Genomic DNA, 17,756 nt, shown 5'->3' with positions numbered 1-17,756 from the left:
TCCGACGCCCAGGGCTCTGACGAATCGAGGTCCGACCATGCCATCCCCACGTACCGGTACAGCCGCACTCACCGGCGACGCCGCAGCGGCCACGCTGGGCTCGATCATGCGCAAGGTGCAGTGGCGCCTGGTGCCGGTCCTGCTGCTGATGTACACCCTGGCCTTCCTGGATCGGGTGAACATCGGTTTCGCCAAGACCGAGTACATGGCCGACACCGGCCTGACCGAGGCGGCGTACGCCCTCGGGGCCGGCATCTTCTTCGTCGCCTACGCCTTCTTCGAGGTTCCGTCGAACCTGCTCCTGCACAGGGTCGGCGCCAAGTTCTGGCTGGCCCGGATCATGGTGACCTGGGGCGTCATCTCCGCACTGATGGCGTTCGCGCACAACGAGTGGATCTTCTACGGCGTCCGCGTGCTGCTCGGTGTCGCGGAGGCCGGCCTGTTCCCGGGCGTCATCCTCTACATCACCTACTGGGCAGTGGCCGAGTATCGCTCGCGATTCACCGGGTTGTTCATGATGGGCATCCCGCTGGCCTATGTCCTCGGAGGACCCGTCTCCGGCGCCTTCCTCGACCTGCACGGCGTCCTCGGCCTGGCCGGCTGGCAGTGGATGTTCGGTCTCGAGGGTCTGCTCACCGTGATCTTCGGAGTGTGGGTCTACTTCTATCTGGACTCCAAGCCGGACGACGCGAAGTGGCTGAACGCCGAGGAGAAGAAGGTCCTGAACTCTGCCATCGCGCTCGACAACGAGGAGCGGGCCGCCGCCGGCCGCGGCCACCACGAGCCCTGGTACAAGCCGTTGACCAACCCCCGGCTGGTGTACATCGCGCTGTGTTCCTTCTCCGTCCAGATCTGCATGTACGGCTTCACGTTCTACCTGCCGAGCCAGGTCCAGGCACTCACCGGCCAGAAGGTCGGCTTCCTGGTCGGTGTCATCACCGCCATCCCCTGGGTGGTCGCGCTGGTGATCACCCGCTACACCACCCTGTTCTCCGACAAGACCGGCCAGCGCCGGTGGACGGCCGTCTTCGCCTACTCGCTGGCCGTGATCGGCCTCGCCGGATCGGTGCTGTTCAAGGCCGAACCAGTCGTCGCGATCGCCTTCCTCTGCCTCGTCGCAGGCTCGCTGGTCTCGGTCCAGCCGATCATGTGGACCTTCCCCGCCTCGATCCTGACCGGCGCCGCCGCGGCCGCCGGCATCGGCCTGATCAACTCGCTGGGCAACCTCGGCGGCTTCTTCGCGCCGAACATCCGGGCCGCCGTCCTGAACGCCTACGGCTTCGTCTCACCGCCGAAGACCGGCACCCTCGACGCCGCCCAACTGGCCGTCAACGCTCACGCCCAGGACATGGCGACGTACACCATCGCCGGGGTGGGCGTGATCGGGATGGTCCTGTTCGCCTGCATCACCTTCGTGGGCTACCAGGGCAAGATCGAGCCGGTCGGCCGCAAACTGAAGGTCACGCCCAGTTCCATCTCCACCTCGTCCGAGAAGGCCTTGGCATGACGACCTCCCCGACGCTGCCGGCCGTGCTCGAGATCCCCGGCGCCGCCGCCCGGATCCGGGAGCACAACCGGCGGACCGGCCACAGACTCGCCGTCCTGGACGACGACCCGACCGGGTCCCAGGCCGTCCACGGCGTCTCCGTCGTGACGGTGCTCGAGCCATCCGAGTACGCCGCCGGCCTGGCCGCCGCCGGAGACACCTGCTTCATCCTCACCAACACCCGGGCACTGGACGAAGGCCACGCCGTCGACCTCAACCGCACCGTCGCGTCCGACCTGTACACCCTCGCCGCCGGGTCCGGGGCAACCGTCGACATCATGTCTCGCAGCGACAGCACGCTGCGCGGTCATGTGCACGCCGAGATCGAGGCGATCGCTGCCGAGCACCTGACCGTCAGCGGCCGCCCGGTGGACGGCGTGCTGTTCTGCCCGGCCATGATCGAGGCAGGACGCTTCACCGTGGACGACGTCCATTTCGCTGTCGTCGACGGTGTGCCGACACCGGTCGGGGACACCGAGTTCGCCCGGGACAAGACCTTCGGGTACACCTCGTCGAACCTTCGGGACTTCATCGCCGAACGGTCCGGCGGAACAATCGCGGCGACGGACGTCCGAAGTCTGTCGCTCGACGACATCCGGATCGGCGGCCCGGAGCGGGTCGCCGAGATCCTCACCGAGGTGTCCGGGCTCGGCTGGGTGGTCGTCAACTGCGCGTCGTACGCCGATCTCGAAGTGGTCGCCCTCGGACGGCAACTTGCCCAGGACGCCGGCAAGACCTTCCTGACCCGGTCCGGGCCCTCGTTCGTCAGGGCGCTGGCCGGTATCGAGGCGAAGGATGTGCTCGGCCCGGCAGACATTGCCATCGACGCCGCCCGGACCCGGCACGGCCTCATCGCGGTCGGCAGCCACGTCGGGCTGACCACCCGGCAGGTGCACGAGGCCCGGCAGCGCGGCGGCCTCGTCGAGGTCGAACTCCAGGTTCCGGCCTTGCTCGACCCGTCGGTCGCGGCGACCCACATCGACGAGACCGCGGCGCGGATCGTCGCCGCCCTCGCCCGATCGGACGTGCTGATCTGCACCAGCCGCGATCTGGTGGCCGTGGACAACGACCCGGAAGCGAGTCTGGACATCGCCCGCACGGTGTCGACGGCGCTCGTCACCGTGGTCGAGAGGGCCCGCGCGGCCCGCCCCGCCTGGGTCATCGCCAAGGGCGGCATCACCTCCCACGACCTCGCCGTCCGTGGTCTGGGGATCCGGCGAGCCACCGTCGCCGGGCAGTTCCTGCCGGGCCAGATCTCGCTGTTCACCCCGGACGAGGCCCCGGCCGATGTCGTCGGCTGTCCGTACGTCGTCTTTCCCGGCAATGTGGGTGGAGTCGACGCGCTGGCGCAGGTCCTCGACCGGCTCCGGGCCGCGACCGAGGGAGTCCAGTGATGCTTGCCCGTGGCACCGATCTGCTCGCCGCCGAACAGGCCGCGGGCACCGCGATCGCCGCCTTCACCGTGTACACCCTCGAGTCGATCCGCGCGGTGGTCGACGCCGCCGAGAGCTGCGAGCGACCAGTGCTGATGAGTGTTGGAGCCAGCTCGTACCGCGTCACCGGCGCCCGCGAGCTCGCCGCCGCGGCACTGGCCGCCGCGGAGAGCGCGTCGGTGCAAGTAGGCGTCCATCTGGACCACTGCACCGACGAAGCCGAGATCACCCGAGCTGTTGAGCTCGGCTACAGCTCGGTGATGTACGACGGCTCGGCCCTCCCCTTCGACGAAAACGTGGAGCGGACCGCCGCAGTCGTGGCACGAGCCCACGCCGAAGGCGTCTGGGTCGAAGGAGAGCTGGGCGCGCTTGCCGGCGACGAGGACACATCCACCGGCGTCGCCGCCAGGGAGATGACCAATCCCCTGCAGGCTGCCGAATTCGCGCTCCGGACCGGTGTCGACGCGATGGCCGTCGCCGTCGGCACAGTGCACGGCCTCAGCGCCGTACCGATGCTCGTCGACCTCAACCGGTTGGCCGCGATCGCCGCCGGCACCAGCACCCCACTCGTACTGCACGGCGCGTCGGGCCTACCTGACAACAATCTGACGGCTGCGGTCGGGGCCGGTGTGGTCAAGGTCAACGTCAACGCCGAGCTGCGCAACGCCCACCGAGCAGCGCTGGCAGAGGCACTGAGTCAGGACGGCGACGACCTGCTGAGGATCCAGCGCACCGCCGTCGCGGCGATGACGACGGTCGCCGCCGAGAAGATCACCACCCTTTCCCGCGAGGAGCAACCGACATGACCACCATCGGATGGATCGGCCTGGGCGCCATGGGCGGCCCGATGGCCCAGTGCGTCGCCGCGGCCGGTCACCTCGTCACGGCGTACGACGTCTCGCCGGACCGGGCTCGATCACTCGCCGGCGAGGGCCTGACGGCCGTCGACTCGATCCGGGCAGCCGCGACGGCTGGGAAAGTCCTCGTCCTGATGGTGGCGACCCCCGACCAGGTCGAGGCGGTCCTCTTCGGCGATGGCGGCGCGGCCCATCACCTCGAGCCCGGAACAGTCGTCGTCGTGATGGCGACCGTCGGTCCAGGCCCTCTGGAGGACTGGGCCCGGCGCCTCGGCGAACTCGGCGTGGGCCTCGTCGACGCACCGGTCTCGGGCGGCGTGGCCCGGGCTGCCAAGGGAGAACTGCTGGTGATGGTGTCGGGATCCGCGCAGGACCTGGCCATATCCCGGCCGATCATCGACGCGCTGGCCGCGACCGCTCCAGTGGTCGGCCCGAACCCCGGCGACGGCCAGAAGGTCAAGGTGGTCAACCAACTGCTCTGCGGCGTCCACATCGCCGCGGCCGGCGAGGCACTGGCCCTGGCCGACTCGATGGGCCTCGACGTCGAGTCGACCTGGGAGGTGCTGAAGTCCGGGGCCGCCGGCTCCTTCATGTTCACCGACCGCGGTGGCCGGATGGTCGCCGGCGCCTTCGACGACGTCCGCAGCGCCCTTGACATCTTCGTCAAGGACATGGGCATCGTCACCGCCACCGCGAAGTCGGTCGAGCAGCCCACTCCACTTGCCGCCACAGCCGAACAGCTCTACCTCACCGGTCGCCGCAAGGGCCTCGGCCGCAAAGACGACTCCGTCGTCTACGACATCATCCGCGGTCGTGCCTGACACCCGAGGCCAGGTAGCTTTTGCGCATGGGTAGTGATCTCCCTGTCATCGTGTGGACTCGTTCTGCAGCGCGAGCGTGAGGGCATCGAGGTCGCGAGAGGTAGCGCGGCTGACTGTCACTGCCCGGCCAGGTAGGGATCGGCCCAGGCGCTGATGATGAGAGCCGCGCGCTTTGCCTGGTTGCGCCCGGTCAGCAGGTGATCGGCGCCCTCCAGCGACACGAAATTGCGCGGGTGCCGGGCCGCCCGGAAGATCTCGCTCGCATTCGCGATGCCGACGGTGTTGTCGGTCGGTGAATGCATCACCAGCAGCGCCCGGTGCAGCGTCCGGATCTGCTCGTGCAGGTCCGCCGCGCGCACGTCCTCGATGAAGTGTCGGCGGAGGGTGAGCGCCTTGCCGCCGATCAGGAATGGTGCCTCACCGTCGGCGAGGATCCGTTCCGCGAGCGCGTCGTAGTTGTGCTCGACGTGGCCGGGTTGGTAGGGCGCGCCTATGCTCACCACCGCGCGCACCGAGTCGACGTGGTGGGCCGCGGCGATGACTGCCGCGCCGCCGAAGGAGTGTCCCACGACCAGCCGCACCTCGCGACCCGACTCATTCATGAATCGCACCGCCTGGGCGGTGTCGGCGACCTTGTGGGAAAAGGACCCGTCGCCCCAGTCGCCCTCGGAATCGCCGAGCCCGAGATTGTCGAAGCGGAGCATCCCGATGCCCTCGCTGGCCAGCTGCTTGCAGATCCGGCTGGCGGCGGGGCACTCCTTGCCAAGGGTGAAGCCATGTGAGAACACGCCCCAGCCACGGATCGGGGCCGCCGGGTGGTCTACCAGACCAGCCAGCTTCGGCCCGCTCGTGCTCGGGAACCAGACACGCTCGGCCACGTTGGTCATCCTCCCAGACCGAGGACGGGTGCGTTGACCGGCTACGGCTCGGACAGCGGCTACGTGTTGACTTCGAGGAGATGAGTGCGCCGTCTGGCGGCGATTCGGACGGCATCCGTCAGGGGCGAGGCTGACCAATTCATCATGCACCTCGGCTACGCGGAGGAGACTGACTGATCAATCGGCCGAGTCACTGCAACGGGAACGGCGGCTGCCACCACCACGGCTGGGTGTCGACGACCACGCGTTCCAACCACTTGACCCACCAGAAGCCCCGTCGACCCGGCGCGACGAGCCGTGCCGGCGCACCATGCCCGACCGACAGCGGCCGGTCGCCGACATGCGTCGCGACGAGCAGGAACGGTACGTCCCGCAACGGCAGGCGCCGTGCGTACCCGGTGACCGAGACCACGACGACGCTGCGTGCGTCCGGCGGCAGCGATGCCGGCAGCAACCGGTCGAGCCGCACCCCGCGCCAGCGCTGGTCGGCGTACCAGCCGCCGGTGCAGTCGAGCACCACCTCCATTTCGTCGGTGGCGATGGCCAGCAACGCATCGCGGTCGAGCCCGGCCACCTGCCGCCCCGCCACCCCGACACGCAGCCGCCAGGTGGCCACGTCCACCCTGGGCACCGCATCCAGGGCCCACTGCGTCACCGGCATCGCCTCCGGACGATCCGAGCCGACCTCGAACGAGCCGGTCACCCGGCGGTCCTGCCCCGGCAACGAGAGCCCACGGGCGACCCCTTCCACCGCGACGTACGCCGCCGCCGCACCTCCGCCGAGCCAGAGCGCGCGGAGCAGGGTGCGCCGGGACAGGTCAGTACGCCGCGGCCGCTGCGGGTGCCGAAGCACGTGCAGGACAACGAACGGCACCGCAAGCACCGCGGCACCTACATGCACCTGCATCGGGGTGAGACCTGCGTAGGTCCGGAAGCCGCCGAGGACATGCACGACGCCCGCGAGAAGCGATACGGCGACGAGAACCCCAAGGACCAGGCCCTCGGCCGCACGCCAGGAATCCGACCGGAACGCCCTGCTCCGCCGCACGATCAGCGACTTCCACGGGACGAGCAGCACCAGCGCCAGACCCGCCGCGCCGTGCAGCACCGTCACGATCCAGCCGGGCGTTGCGGTACCTGTGCCGAACGCGGCCCAGCCGGTGGCGAACGCGAGCACGAGCAGCACCAGCAGGGCGACGTTGGTACGGCGCCCGGCACGTCGGCGGACCCGGCCTTCCCGGCCCATACATCAAGTGTGCAGCGTCGGCTCCGGAGGGCCTCGCCAGGAGGGGCCAGCCCCCGGCTACCTGGTGCTCCGCACTCATGCACATCGGCACGAGGGTGCACATCAGCGGCGTGAGCGTGTGTCGTTTTCGCTGCTTGCCTGCCCGCTGTCGCGGATGCGTGGATCGGGTCGGCGGAACGCGCGCAGGACGTGGTTCGCGGTGGCGGTGGTGAAGGCGTTGTCGAGGGGGAAGCCCGAGAGCAGCGCCCGGAGATATGCGGGGCCCACCAACAGCTCGAAGACCTGCTGCGGATCGGTGCCGGTGGCGAGTTCACCGCGGCTGATCGCTCGTTCGACGATCGCGGTGCCGGCGTCGAACCTGCCCCGCCAGAATTGGACCTTGATCGCGGAGATTTCTTGGTCAAACTCCGGTGGAATGCCCGCGAGAGCGCGAATCACGGCCAGTGACGGTGGATGGCTCAACAGGCCTACGACGTCGCCGAGGAGCGCGCGCAGATCCCCGGCGAGATTCCCGGTGTCGGGCGTCGCGATCGTCGACTCCGACAGCTGCCTGACCGCATCGGCCACCAGTTGCGCCCGTCCTCCCCAGCGCCGGTACACCGTGCTGGAATGCACGTCGGCGAGGTCGGCGACCCTGGGCACGGTCACTGCCGCGTAACCGTCGGCGGTCAATAACTCAAGCGTCGCCTCGAGCACCGCGTCGCGCACTCGGGCGCTGCGACCCCCCGGGCGCGACCGTCGAGCCAGCGCTTGCGTGTCGTCGTCGGGCACACAGGACAATGTGCCACGGATCACCTTTAACGCACAATTCTTCGCGTTAACCTGGAGATGCGGACAGCGGAAGCCCAGTGATCGGCGCTGCCCTTCCCCGCCCGGGTTGGAGAAGACATATGCACCCCGCGACCAGATTCCCCGTCGGCTATCACGAGCTTCACCAGGACCGCGCGCTGAACTTCCAGCTCAATCGATTCTGGAACTGGGTAGGTGATCCCGTCATGCTGGAGGACCTGCGTCGGATCGCCCCCGGGCTGACCTCGTACGACGCGTGGATAGAGCAACTGCTCGCCCTCGGGGAGCAGGCCCTCGAGCGGGACCGGACGTTGGCGGGGGCCTACCTGGTTCGCACGGGCGAGTTCTTCATGTCCGCCGACGACCCTCGCCAGCCGACGGCGAGGCGGACGTTCCTGCGCGCCGTTCTCACCGCACACGGCGTGACCACCGACCAGCATCACGACGTTCCCTACGACGGCGCGTTCCTGTCGGCCTACCGGTTCACCCCTGCGTCACCACGCGGCGCCATCGTGGTCTTCGGCGGCTTCGACAGCTACATCGAGGAATGGCTCCCGATGTTGCTGGCCTTACACGACGCCAGTCTCGACGTGGTTGGGTTTGACGGGCCAGGGCAGGGAGCGGCCTTGGATGCCGGGATGCCGATGACTGCCGACTGGCACCGCCCGGTCGCGGCGGTCCTGGACCACTTCGCCCTCGGCGACGTGACGCTGCTCGGCTTCTCCCTCGGCGGCTGCCTGGTCATGCGCGCCGCAGCCCATGAGCCGCGCGTACGAAGGGTCATCGCCGACGACATCCTCACGGAGTTCAACGCCTGCTACACGCGCCAGCTTTCCGGTGTCAGGAGAGCCCTCGTCGCCAACGCCGGACGCCTCCCGGCGCGACTGGTCGACCAGATGATCAACCGAGCTCGCGCCGGCAGCATGCTGGTGGACTGGGGCATCGGGAACACCGAGCGCGTCTTCGGCGTCGACACCCCGTCAAAGGCGCTTGCTGCGGTACGGCGCCTCCGCACTGCGGACGTCTCGCCAATGATCGCTCAAGACGTGCTGCTCATGGCTGGAGCCGAGGACCATTACGTGCCGATCACGCAACTCGGCGATCAGCTCCGCACCCTGACCAACGCCCGTTCGCTGACCGCCCGGGTCTTCACCCGGGACGAACAGGCCCAGAACCATTGCCAGGTCGGCAATCTCGGACTTGCCCTGCAGGTGATTCTCACCTGGCTCGACGACCACGGCGGCAGGAACGCCGTTCCCGACGACCGCACTCCGAGAGCGGTTGCCGACACGGCACCGTGACCCGTCGATAGACCAGTCGGCCCGCGAAGGTAGTCGCGGGTTCAGTGAATGTGACCGCCCCACTTCACCTCGTAACGAGCTCCGCCCCGGCAAACCGTGCTCGCCTGGCAACTGCTCAACCGCCCGGGCGAGCCAACTGCGCACCGACTCCGTTGCCATCGGCAATCGCATGGTGCACGACCAAGAGCATGGCCGTCCGAACCGGTGCGCTCGAGAAGCGGCTGAGCCGAGCGCTCCCCGCTGTTGGAGAGCAGCATGATCGCCACATCGGGCGATCGCAGGACATCGGTGTCTCGGCGACGAGCCCCACAGACCGGCCCGGCTGTCCGACGTACGGCGCGTACTCGGCAACAACGTCGGCGGCGGCTACGAATGGACCGCGACTGACAGCCCGGTGGCCCGCGGCCTCACTCCGCCCGGGCGGAGTGAGGGGCTTCATCGCCCCGGGCGCCACTGCCGCTTGATCGTCGGCACTCCCCTGCGGTTGGGCATCAGTTCCTTCGCTTTCGGTCTCCGCGGGTCGCTGTGCTAGTCGTTCTGGGGGAAGCCGAGATTCAGACCTCCGTGGCTTGGGTCGAGCCACCGCGAGGTGACGACCTTGCCACGTGTGAAGAACTGCACGCCCTCGGCCCCGTGGGCGTGGCTGTCACCGAAGAGGCTGTTCTTCCAGCCGCCGAACGAGTAGTAGGACACCGGCACCGGGATCGGCACGTTGACGCCGACCATCCCGACCTCGACCTCGTTCTGGAAGCGGCGCGCGGCTCCTCCGTCGTTGGTGAAGATCGCGGTGCCGTTGCCGTAGGGGTTGGCGTTGATGAGCTCCAGCCCGTCGTCGTACGTCGCGACCCGGACGACCCGCCGACGGCGTGCAGCCGACAGCGCGGATGCTCGCGATCTGGCCCGAGCTCCATCGTTCACTGGCGGTGATCCGCGCCTCGATCGCACCCCAGCAGTTCGATCCGCACACGCATCCCACCAGTTTCCGAATCGCGGTCACCGACAGCCTGGCGACGGAAGCGGTCTGCGGCATCACGTCAAGGCTGAGGGCTAGCTCGCCCTATGCCCGCATCGCGTTCTCGTTCCACACCAATGCCAGCTCCCTGGACGGGATCGAACGGGGCACACTGGACTGCGCGGTCGGCATGTTTCCGGCGCTTCCTCGTGCCATCCATGTGCGGGGCCTTCGCACAGATCAGTTCGTGTGCGTGATGCGACGCGGACACACGCTGTCGCGAGAGCTGACCTTGGAGCAGTTCGCGGCGGCTTCCCACGTGCTGGCGACCCCGTCAGGCACGGAACTGGGCGTGGTCGACGGGTGGCTCAACCTAGGTGGTCGCACCAGGACGATCGTCGCAGTCGTCAATCACTTCGCTCACGCGTTGCGGATCGTCGGGGAGAGCGACTTGCTGACCTGTGTGCCGAGCGGCTTCCTCGAGGGGCCGGGCCGGACGCTCGTCGAGCAGCACGACTTGGTGGCCCGCGACCTGCCCTTCGAGACCGAGAAGCTGATCTACAAGCTCGTCTGGCATGAGCGGCTGCATGTGCACCCCGCTCACCAGTGGTTCCGCTCGCTCGTTGCCGACGTCTGCGGATAGCCGACCGGCACGGCGGTGCCAGGCGCTAGGCCCTCAGGCGAACATGGCCCACTTGTCGACGTGCGGCTTCTTGAGTGTGGACAGATCGGTCTCGGCAAGGATATGAGCGCGGCTCCGTTCGGCGGCTTCGACAACGGCGTTCACATCCGGGAACTCGAGAGCTCCTCCGGACTTCACCACCTCGCCGTTGATGATGACTGTGTCCACGTTGCCCGGATGAGCCGACGTCACGACGTTGGCGATCGGGTTGTTGAGAAGCGTGAGGTTGAACGGGTCGGACTTCAGCAGGACGATGTCGGCCCGCTTGCCCGGTTCGAGCGATCCGATCGTGTCGCCGAGGCCGCAGGCCGCAGCGCTCGACTGCGTTGCCGATCGGAAGACATCCTCCGACGTGATGTCCCAGGACCAGACGGCCTCGCCCGAGCGGTACGCGGCATCGGAGATGCCGCCCCGTGTCGCGGCGAGCAGGCTGCGCATCGCACCGAACATGTCGCCGCTGACCGCCACCAGGCTGTCGGTCGACAGCGCCGGCTCGAGGTCGTGATGCCGCATCCTGATCGTGGCTGGGAGGCCGTGACCGCAGAGCATCTCATGGTCGGGAGAGATGGAGACATGCGTCCCGGTCTCGGCGATCAGAGCGAAATCGGAATCGGTCAGATTGTTGCAGTGGACAAGCGTCAGGTGTGGCCCGAGCTGCCCGATCTTCTGGATGTCCTCGATCGGGACAAGTCCGTCGTCGCCCCAGCGGGCACCGGTCCAGCAGCCACCCCCGAGGCCGCCGTCCATCGCGACCTGCAGATCGAGTTCCCGCGCGAGTTCGAAGTCGTAGCGCAGCACGTCCGGCGTGACCAGGAACGGCGGTCGCACCTTCATGCCCAACGTCACGCGGGCATCATCGTCGCGCAGGACATCGTCTCGCAGCCGACGGACGTCGTCGGGGTGCTTGCGGCTGCTGTTGTGATACCAGGCGTCGACCTCGAGGTCGTTCGGCTCTCCATGGCAGAACAGGACCCGCAGTCCGCTGTCCACATGAGCCTGGATCGCCGCGTCGGCATGCTCAGGTGAGTTCATGATGTGGGCGAGGTCGGAGATCGCGGTCACGCCGCCGTTGATGGCCTCCAGATCCGACAGCAGGATCGCGGCGTAGACGTCTTCCGGGCGGTAGCGCGCCGCGAGGCGTCCTCTGGCCAAGGAGCGATACTCGACCACGGTCTGATCGGTGCTGACACACCGCATCAGCGCCTGCCACGGGTGCCGGTGCGAGTCGACCATGCCCGGCATCACCACCATCGAACTGGCATCGATGACGACCTCGTCCCCCACGGGCTCCAGGTCGTGACCGACCTCGGTGATCCAGCCCCCGGAACTGAAGCGGACATCCAGGTGATCAACCGTCGCCGCTGCTGTGCCGGCCGAAATCACCAGACCCCCGCGGATTGTCGTCACCTGGTTCGCCATCGTCACTCCTGCTCTCGACTGGACCGACATGCTGTAGAGTTCCGTCCCGATTAGTGGGACACTGTCCCAGTGTGTTGCAGGCCCTTCGAAGGCGTCAAGAGATCCATCAGAGAGGAACTGCCCGATGACGCAACCAGCACAGGTGACGGACGAGTCCGCCGAGGAGTGCTCGGCCCAACTGGCAGTCGTCGCCCGGTACCAGCCCGGAATCCGGGCCCGATTCGAGCAGCGTGCTCGCCTCGATCCGGCCTTCGCACATGCCTGGCTCCGCTATGCGGCCCGGCTTCTCGGCCGTCCAACCCTGGATCCGCGAACCCGGCTACTGGTGATGACCGGGCAGTTCACGATGTCGCGCCGGTACGAACGCCTCCGGGAGACGGTCCAGGCCGCGATCGCCGAGTCCGTCGACCTCAAGGAGGTTCTCGAGGTCATCTTCCAGTGCGCGATCTACGGCGGCGAGCCGCTGGTCGACGAAGCGTTGTCGATCTTCACCGACGAACTCGAAAAGGCTGACCGGCTGGACGAGTTGTGCAGTCGCGGTCTCCAGGTCGGACAGCGCGCCTCCGAGCGTGATCTCGACGAGGAGCGCTCACGGTGGCACCCCGAGGACGCTGCTGACCCACGAGCCGACGCGCTCCTCGCGAAGTACGGCTGGCAAGGAATCAGCAGCGCCCTGGTGCTGCGACCGCGGCACACTCTCGACAACGCGGAGTTCCTGGGCAGCCTCGATGAGGGATTCACCAAAGCGTTCTACGACCTCGGGTACGACGACATGTACGGCCGGCTCGTCCTGGACCACCGCACGCGTCTGTTGTGCATGGTCGGGAACACCCTCGCGATCGGTGAGATCGTCCAGACCCGCCATCACATGCGAACCGCGATCCGTCAGGGAGCCTCACCGCGAGAGGTGCTCGAGGTGCTCTTCCAATCGGTGCTTCTCGTCGGCCACCCGAACGTCGTGCCAGAGCGTATTCGCGATCTCGTCGCGATCGTCGAGGACGAGGGTGCGAGCTTCTGAGCTGCAACGAAGCCGTCGAGGAGGGAGACAGGAACATGCAGGGACGGATCCTGGTCGTGGGCGCGACCGGACTTGTCGGTGCAGCGGCGACAGAACACTTTGCCGCCCGACCTGGCTGGGAAGTGGTGACACTGTCCCGACGGCCCCCGACTGGCTGGACGGGAGCTCACCTACAAGTCGATCTCACCGACCGGGACGCCTGCGCAGCGGCGTTTCGTCATGGACCGCCGATCACCCATGTGCTGTACGCAGCTCTGCAGGAAGAGGAAGATCTGGAGGCAGGCTGGCGCAGCGATCAACAACAGCAGACCAACCTGGCAATGCTCCGTCACGTGCTCGACGGCGTTGAACGACACGGAGCCTTGGAGCACGTCACCGTCCTCCAGGGCGGGAAGGCCTACGGCTCACATCTCGGCCGCGTCCCGGTGCCGGCCAAAGAGCGCTGGCCCCGGATGTCGCACCGGATCTTCTACTGGCAGCAGGAGGACCTGCTCCGCGAGCGTGCCGCCGCAGGGCGATGGTCGTTCAACATCCTGCGCCCACAACTGATCCTGGGCCGCGCGACGTCGAGCCCGATGAACGTCATCTCGGCGATCGGCGTCTACGCCGCCGTACTGCGGGAGATCGGCCGGCCCCTCGACTTCCCCGGCGGCGGGATCTACGTGACCGCGTGCAGTGACAGCCGCCTCATCGCCCAGGCCGTGGAATTCTGCGCGACAACGGACGCGGCGGCGGGCGAGACCTACAACGTGGTGAACGGCGACGCCATCGTGTGGCGCGACCTGTGGCCCTCGATAGCGGCCCACTTCGACATGCCCGCCGGTGCGCACGTGCCGATGCGCTTGGCCGAGGAGATGCCACGCCAAGCCGCCGTCTGGGACGACATCGTGGCCAAACACGACCTGCAACAGCGGACCATGCACGATGTGGTCGGCTCCTCGTGGCAGACCGCGGACCTGACGTTCGGCTTCGGCAAAGAGCGTCCCTTCGACCGCCTCATGAGCCCGGTCAAACTGCGCCAGGCAGGATTCCCAGGCTGCATGGACACCGAGGACGCAGTCCTGTACTGGCTGCGCCGTCTCCAGGCGGAGCGAGTCATCCCGACCTACTGAGGTGCCGCCAAGCGCTGCGCGATGAACTGCGCCAGGTGCACGGCCGGGCGATGTGCCAGGTCGTGCACCTGAGTGCGGCACGAGAAACCATCGGCCAGCACGACCGCGCCCGGCCCCGATCGATCGATGGCGGGCAAGAGTTGCTGTCCCGCAACGGCCACCGATACGTCGTAATGACCTCGCTCCATACCGAAGTTTCCGGCGAGCCCGCAGCACCCTCCCACCCGTTCGACGTGGACGCCGGCCCGCGCCAGTAATGCGGCGTCGGCTTCCCAGCCCATCACCGCGTGGTGATGGCAGTGTGGCTGTGCCACCACTTGCAGGTCGGACATGTCCGGAGGTGTCCATGACGGGTGATCAGCCAAGAGTTCGGCGAGTGTTACGACCCGTGCGGCGACCTCGCGCGTGACATCGCCGGGGACAAGACGGACCGCGTCGTGCCGCAGCGCGGCGGTGCACGACGGTTCGATGCCTACGATCGGCAGCGCGCCGGTGCTCCGACTGAGCGAGTCGATCGTGCGACCCAGGATCTTCTTCGCCTGATCGAGCTGTCCGGTCGAGATCCAGGTCAGGCCGCAACACGCTTCGCGTGGGGTAAGACCCACGCGATACCCCGCGGCCTCCAGAACCGTCACCATCGCCTTGCCGACCTCCGGCGTGAACAGGTCGGTGAAGCTGTCGACATACAGGAACACCTCGGCCGCTCCCCCGTTCCGATCACGGTTTTCGAACCAGCTGCGGAACGTCTCGGCCGGGAAGTCGGGCGCGCTCCGATGCGCATCGATACCTGCGACCGCGAACAGGAGCCGCTGGAGCCCGGGCACACGGCTGAGGCGGTTCACCACCGCGGGCGCACGACTCGCCATCCTCGCCCATCGGGGCAGTCGACCGAGCGAGTAGTGACTGAGCGGTCGCAGGCGTCGCCGGTAGGTCTGGTGCAGAACCTCCGACTTCCAGGTCGCCATGTCGACGCCGGTCGGACAGTCCGTGGCGCAGCCCTTGCAGGAAAGGCACAAATCCAGGGCTTCGTGGACCGCGGGACTATGCCAGCCGTCGATCAGCTGTCCGTTCACCATTTCCTGCAGGACGCGCGCTCGGCCCCGGGTCGAGTCCTTCTCCTCCCGGGTGGCGACGTACGAGGGGCACATCACGGTGCCGCCCGAACTTGCTGTCACCCGGCATTTCCCGACTCCGGTACAGCGGTGCACTGCCTCGGCGAAGTCACCTCCGTCCTCGGGATACGCGAAGCCGACTTGCCGGAGCAGCGGCAGCGACGATGTCATCCTGAGTGCGCCGACGAGCGGAGCCGGTTCGACGAGAACGCCCGGGTTGAGTACGCCGTCGGGATCGAACACGTGCTTGACCGCCGCCATGGTCCGAAGCGCCTCGGCCGAGTACATGATCGGCAGCAGCTCGCTTCGCGCCCGCCCGTCGCCGTGCTCGCCCGACAGTGAACCGCCGTACCGGACGACCAGCCCGGCCGCCTCGACAAGGAAGTCACGCATGCTGTCCACGCCGCCCTCGTTCCTGAGTGCGAAGTCGAGTCGGGTGTGCACGCAGCCGTCGCCGAAGTGACCGAACGGCATATGGGTCAATCCGTTCCGGCGCACGAGCTCCTCGAACTCCTTGAGATACGCGGCCAGAGCGGTCGGCGGCACGGCCGCGTCCTCCCAGCCGGCCCACGCGGGAGCACCCGAAGGAGCCCGGCCCGCCAACCCCGCGCCGTCCTCCCTGATCCGCCACAGCGCGGCGCTCTGCTCGATGTCATCGATCACCCGTGCTTCGAGGGCATCGACGGACGCGGCCAGCTCGCGCGCACGGTCGAGTAGTTCCGGGCGGGATTCGCCAGGCAGTTCCACGAGGAGCCAGGCCGCACCCTGCGGCAGGTTCGGTACGGCGGCCGCACCTCGCCGCCGCCGGACCACGTCGACGATCCGGGCATCGAGCCCCTCGCACGCAGTCGGACCGTACTCGAGAACCGTCGGCGTGGCTTCCGCCGCGGCGATGATGTCGTCGAAGCCGAGCGCTACCAGGACCCGCTCGGCGGGCTCTGCCACCAAGCGCACGGTCACCTCGGTGAGCACGCCCAGCGTCCCCTCCGAACCGACCAGCGCCCGGGTGAGATCGAACCCGTTCTCGGGTAGCAGGTTGTGCAGCGCGTACCCGGAGACCTGGCGCCCGAACCGGCCGAACTCGGTACGCAGGACGGCGAGGCTGTCCCCCACGACCGACCGCAAATCGGCGACACCGGCGGCGAAGCCATCGGTCTGGGGTCCGCCGGCGCCACGACTGGCGAACAGCTCGTCACCGGTGCCGGTGACGAGCCGCAGTGCTTCCACGTTGTCGGCTGTCCGGCCGTAGCCGAGCGCGCGGGAGCCGCACGCGTCGTTCCCGACCATTCCGCCGATCGTGCAGCGGCTGTGCGTGGAGGGATCAGGACCGAACCGCAGGCCGTGAACGCGTGCGGCTCGCTGAAGGTCTGCCAGCACGACGCCGGGCTGCACTCGGGCGAGACGGGCGGCCGGGTCGACGTCGAGAATGCCGTGCAGATGGCGGCTGAGGTCGAGGACGAGGCCGGGCCCGATGGCGTTGCCGGCCACCGAGGTGCCGGCGCCACGGGCGGTGACCGGCACTCCGAGCTCACGGGCCGCGCCGACCGCCAGTGCGACCTCGGCCGCCGAGGCCGGGAATGCGACGGCCTCGGGGACGACGCGGTACAACGAGGCGTCGGCCGAGTAGGCGGCCCGGGTGGTGTTGTCGTCTCGGACGTCGCGGAGTCCGGCCGCACGCAGTCGTGCTGCGATCGAGGACACACGTAAACCTTTCTCGATTCACGCGCGCCCGCGGCTAGATGTGCTTGGCCCCCATCGCTGTGAGAGCCGACGACAGCTCGTGCGCTCGTTCGCGCACGATGGCCCCGATGGCTTCGAAACCGCCTTCGGGAGCGCGTGATGTGGGTATGGCGACGGTGAGACCGCCGACGATGGTGTCACCGGAGATGAGCGGAGCGGCTACGCCGTCGACACCGACGACTCGCTCCTCGAACGACGTCGCGTACCCGAGTTGCCGCGCCGACTCGACGTCCTTCTTGAGCGCGGCCACGGTGGTCGGCGTCCGGGGGGTGAACTTGGTCAGTTCGAGACTGTCGAGGTCGATGTCGGTCGCGGACAGAATCGCTTTGCCCACAGCGCCGGCGTGCAGCGGGAGCCTCGTTCCGAGGGCCTGCACATGCCTGACCGAGTGGTTGCTTTCGACCCGGTGGACGAATGTCGCGAAGGTCTCTCCCTCGTTGTACATCGCCAGGTAGCAGGTCTCCCCGACCTGGTCCACGAGTGCGGTCATGATCTCGTCCACGATCTTGAGCACCGGGACCACGCCGAAGACCCGGGCCGCGAGCTCGATCAATCGCCGGCCGACCGTGTACCCGCCGTCCTCGCGTTGCTCGGCGTACTGACTGTCCGCCAGCGCCTGCAGGATCCGGTGGGTGGAGCTCCGGCTGTTCCCGGTGGCTTCGGCGATCGTGCGGACGCTGAGCACTCCGGAACTCTGCGTCAGTGCGAACAAGGTGTCGGTGACACGCTGGGAGATGGGGACCGACTGGCCACCCTTCTCCTCGCCGTTCTGGTCGATCGTCATTGGCTGTCCTTGCTCCTCGAGTGCTCTCCCCAGAGCGCGCACTTCGGCCGCCAGCCGGCGCGTCGG

At 68.1% G+C, this 17,756-nt stretch carries 14 protein-coding genes and 1 pseudogene; 8 read left to right on the top strand and 7 right to left on the bottom strand.

The annotated features are described in order from the left end of the window. Positions 1-37: 37 nt before the first annotated feature. Genes ACIBL3_RS39815 through ACIBL3_RS39800 form a run of 4 tightly spaced genes read left to right on the top strand, consistent with a single transcriptional unit; the run spans position 38 to position 4,657 of the window. Positions 38-1,507: an MFS transporter gene (locus ACIBL3_RS39815; RefSeq protein ID WP_396359157.1), complete on the top strand. Its 1,470-nt coding sequence runs from the start codon at positions 38-40 to the stop codon at positions 1,505-1,507. Further along, a complete protein-coding gene (locus ACIBL3_RS39810) occupies positions 1,504-2,940 on the top strand; it encodes a four-carbon acid sugar kinase family protein (RefSeq protein ID WP_396359156.1) in 1,437 nt (478 codons plus the stop codon). The genes ACIBL3_RS39815 and ACIBL3_RS39810 overlap by 4 nt, the downstream gene beginning before the upstream one ends. Next, entirely contained in the window at positions 2,940-3,785 is an 846-nt protein-coding gene (locus ACIBL3_RS39805) for a class II fructose-bisphosphate aldolase (RefSeq protein WP_396359155.1), read from the top strand. The genes ACIBL3_RS39810 and ACIBL3_RS39805 overlap by 1 nt, the downstream gene beginning before the upstream one ends. Further along, positions 3,782-4,657, top strand: coding sequence for an NAD(P)-dependent oxidoreductase (locus ACIBL3_RS39800; protein ID WP_396359154.1), 876 nt, complete (start codon positions 3,782-3,784; stop codon positions 4,655-4,657). The genes ACIBL3_RS39805 and ACIBL3_RS39800 overlap by 4 nt, the downstream gene beginning before the upstream one ends. A gap of 116 nt (positions 4,658-4,773) precedes the next feature. Here the strand turns inward: ACIBL3_RS39800 and ACIBL3_RS39795 are convergent, their stop codons facing one another. The 3 genes from ACIBL3_RS39795 to ACIBL3_RS39785 form a co-directional block, all read right to left on the bottom strand. Beyond that, entirely contained in the window at positions 4,774-5,544 is a 771-nt protein-coding gene (locus ACIBL3_RS39795) for an alpha/beta hydrolase family protein (RefSeq protein WP_396359153.1), read from the bottom strand. 181 nt (positions 5,545-5,725) lie between these two features. Beyond that, on the bottom strand, positions 5,726-6,781 hold the full coding sequence (locus tag ACIBL3_RS39790; RefSeq protein ID WP_396359152.1) for a molybdopterin-dependent oxidoreductase: 1,056 nt from the start codon (positions 6,779-6,781) through the stop codon (positions 5,726-5,728). Positions 6,782-6,883: 102 nt separating this feature from the next. Next, on the bottom strand, positions 6,884-7,489 hold the full coding sequence (locus ACIBL3_RS39785; protein ID WP_396359151.1) for a TetR/AcrR family transcriptional regulator: 606 nt from the start codon (positions 7,487-7,489) through the stop codon (positions 6,884-6,886). 287 nt (positions 7,490-7,776) lie between these two features. On the opposite strand from ACIBL3_RS39785, the gene ACIBL3_RS39780 reads away from it, so the two are divergent. Beyond that, entirely contained in the window at positions 7,777-8,871 is a 1,095-nt protein-coding gene (locus tag ACIBL3_RS39780; RefSeq protein ID WP_396359150.1) for an alpha/beta hydrolase, read from the top strand. A 528-nt stretch (positions 8,872-9,399) separates the two neighbouring features. Here the strand turns inward: ACIBL3_RS39780 and ACIBL3_RS39775 are convergent. Beyond that, positions 9,400-9,726: pseudogene (locus tag ACIBL3_RS39775) on the bottom strand (aldehyde dehydrogenase family protein); the annotation flags it as partial. A 29-nt stretch (positions 9,727-9,755) separates the two neighbouring features. On the opposite strand from ACIBL3_RS39775, the gene ACIBL3_RS39770 reads away from it, so the two are divergent. Continuing rightward, positions 9,756-10,466, top strand: coding sequence for a LysR substrate-binding domain-containing protein (locus ACIBL3_RS39770; RefSeq protein ID WP_396359149.1), 711 nt, complete (start codon positions 9,756-9,758; stop codon positions 10,464-10,466). A gap of 33 nt (positions 10,467-10,499) precedes the next feature. Here the strand turns inward: ACIBL3_RS39770 and ACIBL3_RS39765 are convergent, their stop codons facing one another. After that, positions 10,500-11,924, bottom strand: coding sequence for an amidohydrolase family protein (locus ACIBL3_RS39765; RefSeq protein ID WP_396359148.1), 1,425 nt, complete (start codon positions 11,922-11,924; stop codon positions 10,500-10,502). 124 nt (positions 11,925-12,048) lie between these two features. On the opposite strand from ACIBL3_RS39765, the gene ACIBL3_RS39760 reads away from it, so the two are divergent. Next, a complete protein-coding gene (locus tag ACIBL3_RS39760; protein ID WP_396359147.1) occupies positions 12,049-12,942 on the top strand; it encodes a carboxymuconolactone decarboxylase family protein in 894 nt (297 codons plus the stop codon). Positions 12,943-12,977: 35 nt separating this feature from the next. Continuing rightward, positions 12,978-14,054, top strand: coding sequence for an SDR family oxidoreductase (locus ACIBL3_RS39755; RefSeq protein ID WP_396359146.1), 1,077 nt, complete (start codon positions 12,978-12,980; stop codon positions 14,052-14,054). Here the strand turns inward: ACIBL3_RS39755 and ACIBL3_RS39750 are convergent. Both ACIBL3_RS39750 and ACIBL3_RS39745 read right to left on the bottom strand, forming a co-directional pair. After that, entirely contained in the window at positions 14,048-16,867 is a 2,820-nt protein-coding gene (locus ACIBL3_RS39750) for an FAD-binding and (Fe-S)-binding domain-containing protein (RefSeq protein WP_396359145.1), read from the bottom strand. The genes ACIBL3_RS39755 and ACIBL3_RS39750 overlap by 7 nt on opposite strands. Positions 16,868-16,901: 34 nt before the next feature. Continuing rightward, positions 16,902-17,690, bottom strand: coding sequence for an IclR family transcriptional regulator (locus ACIBL3_RS39745; RefSeq protein WP_396359144.1), 789 nt, complete (start codon positions 17,688-17,690; stop codon positions 16,902-16,904). Between the last annotated feature and the right edge of the window lie 66 nt (positions 17,691-17,756).

Source organism: Kribbella sp. NPDC050124 (assembly GCF_044460355.1).
GTDB lineage: Bacteria > Actinomycetota > Actinomycetes > Propionibacteriales > Kribbellaceae > Kribbella.
The sequence above is the reverse complement of the archived record's forward strand: the minus strand, read 5'-3'. Positions and strand labels throughout refer to the sequence as shown.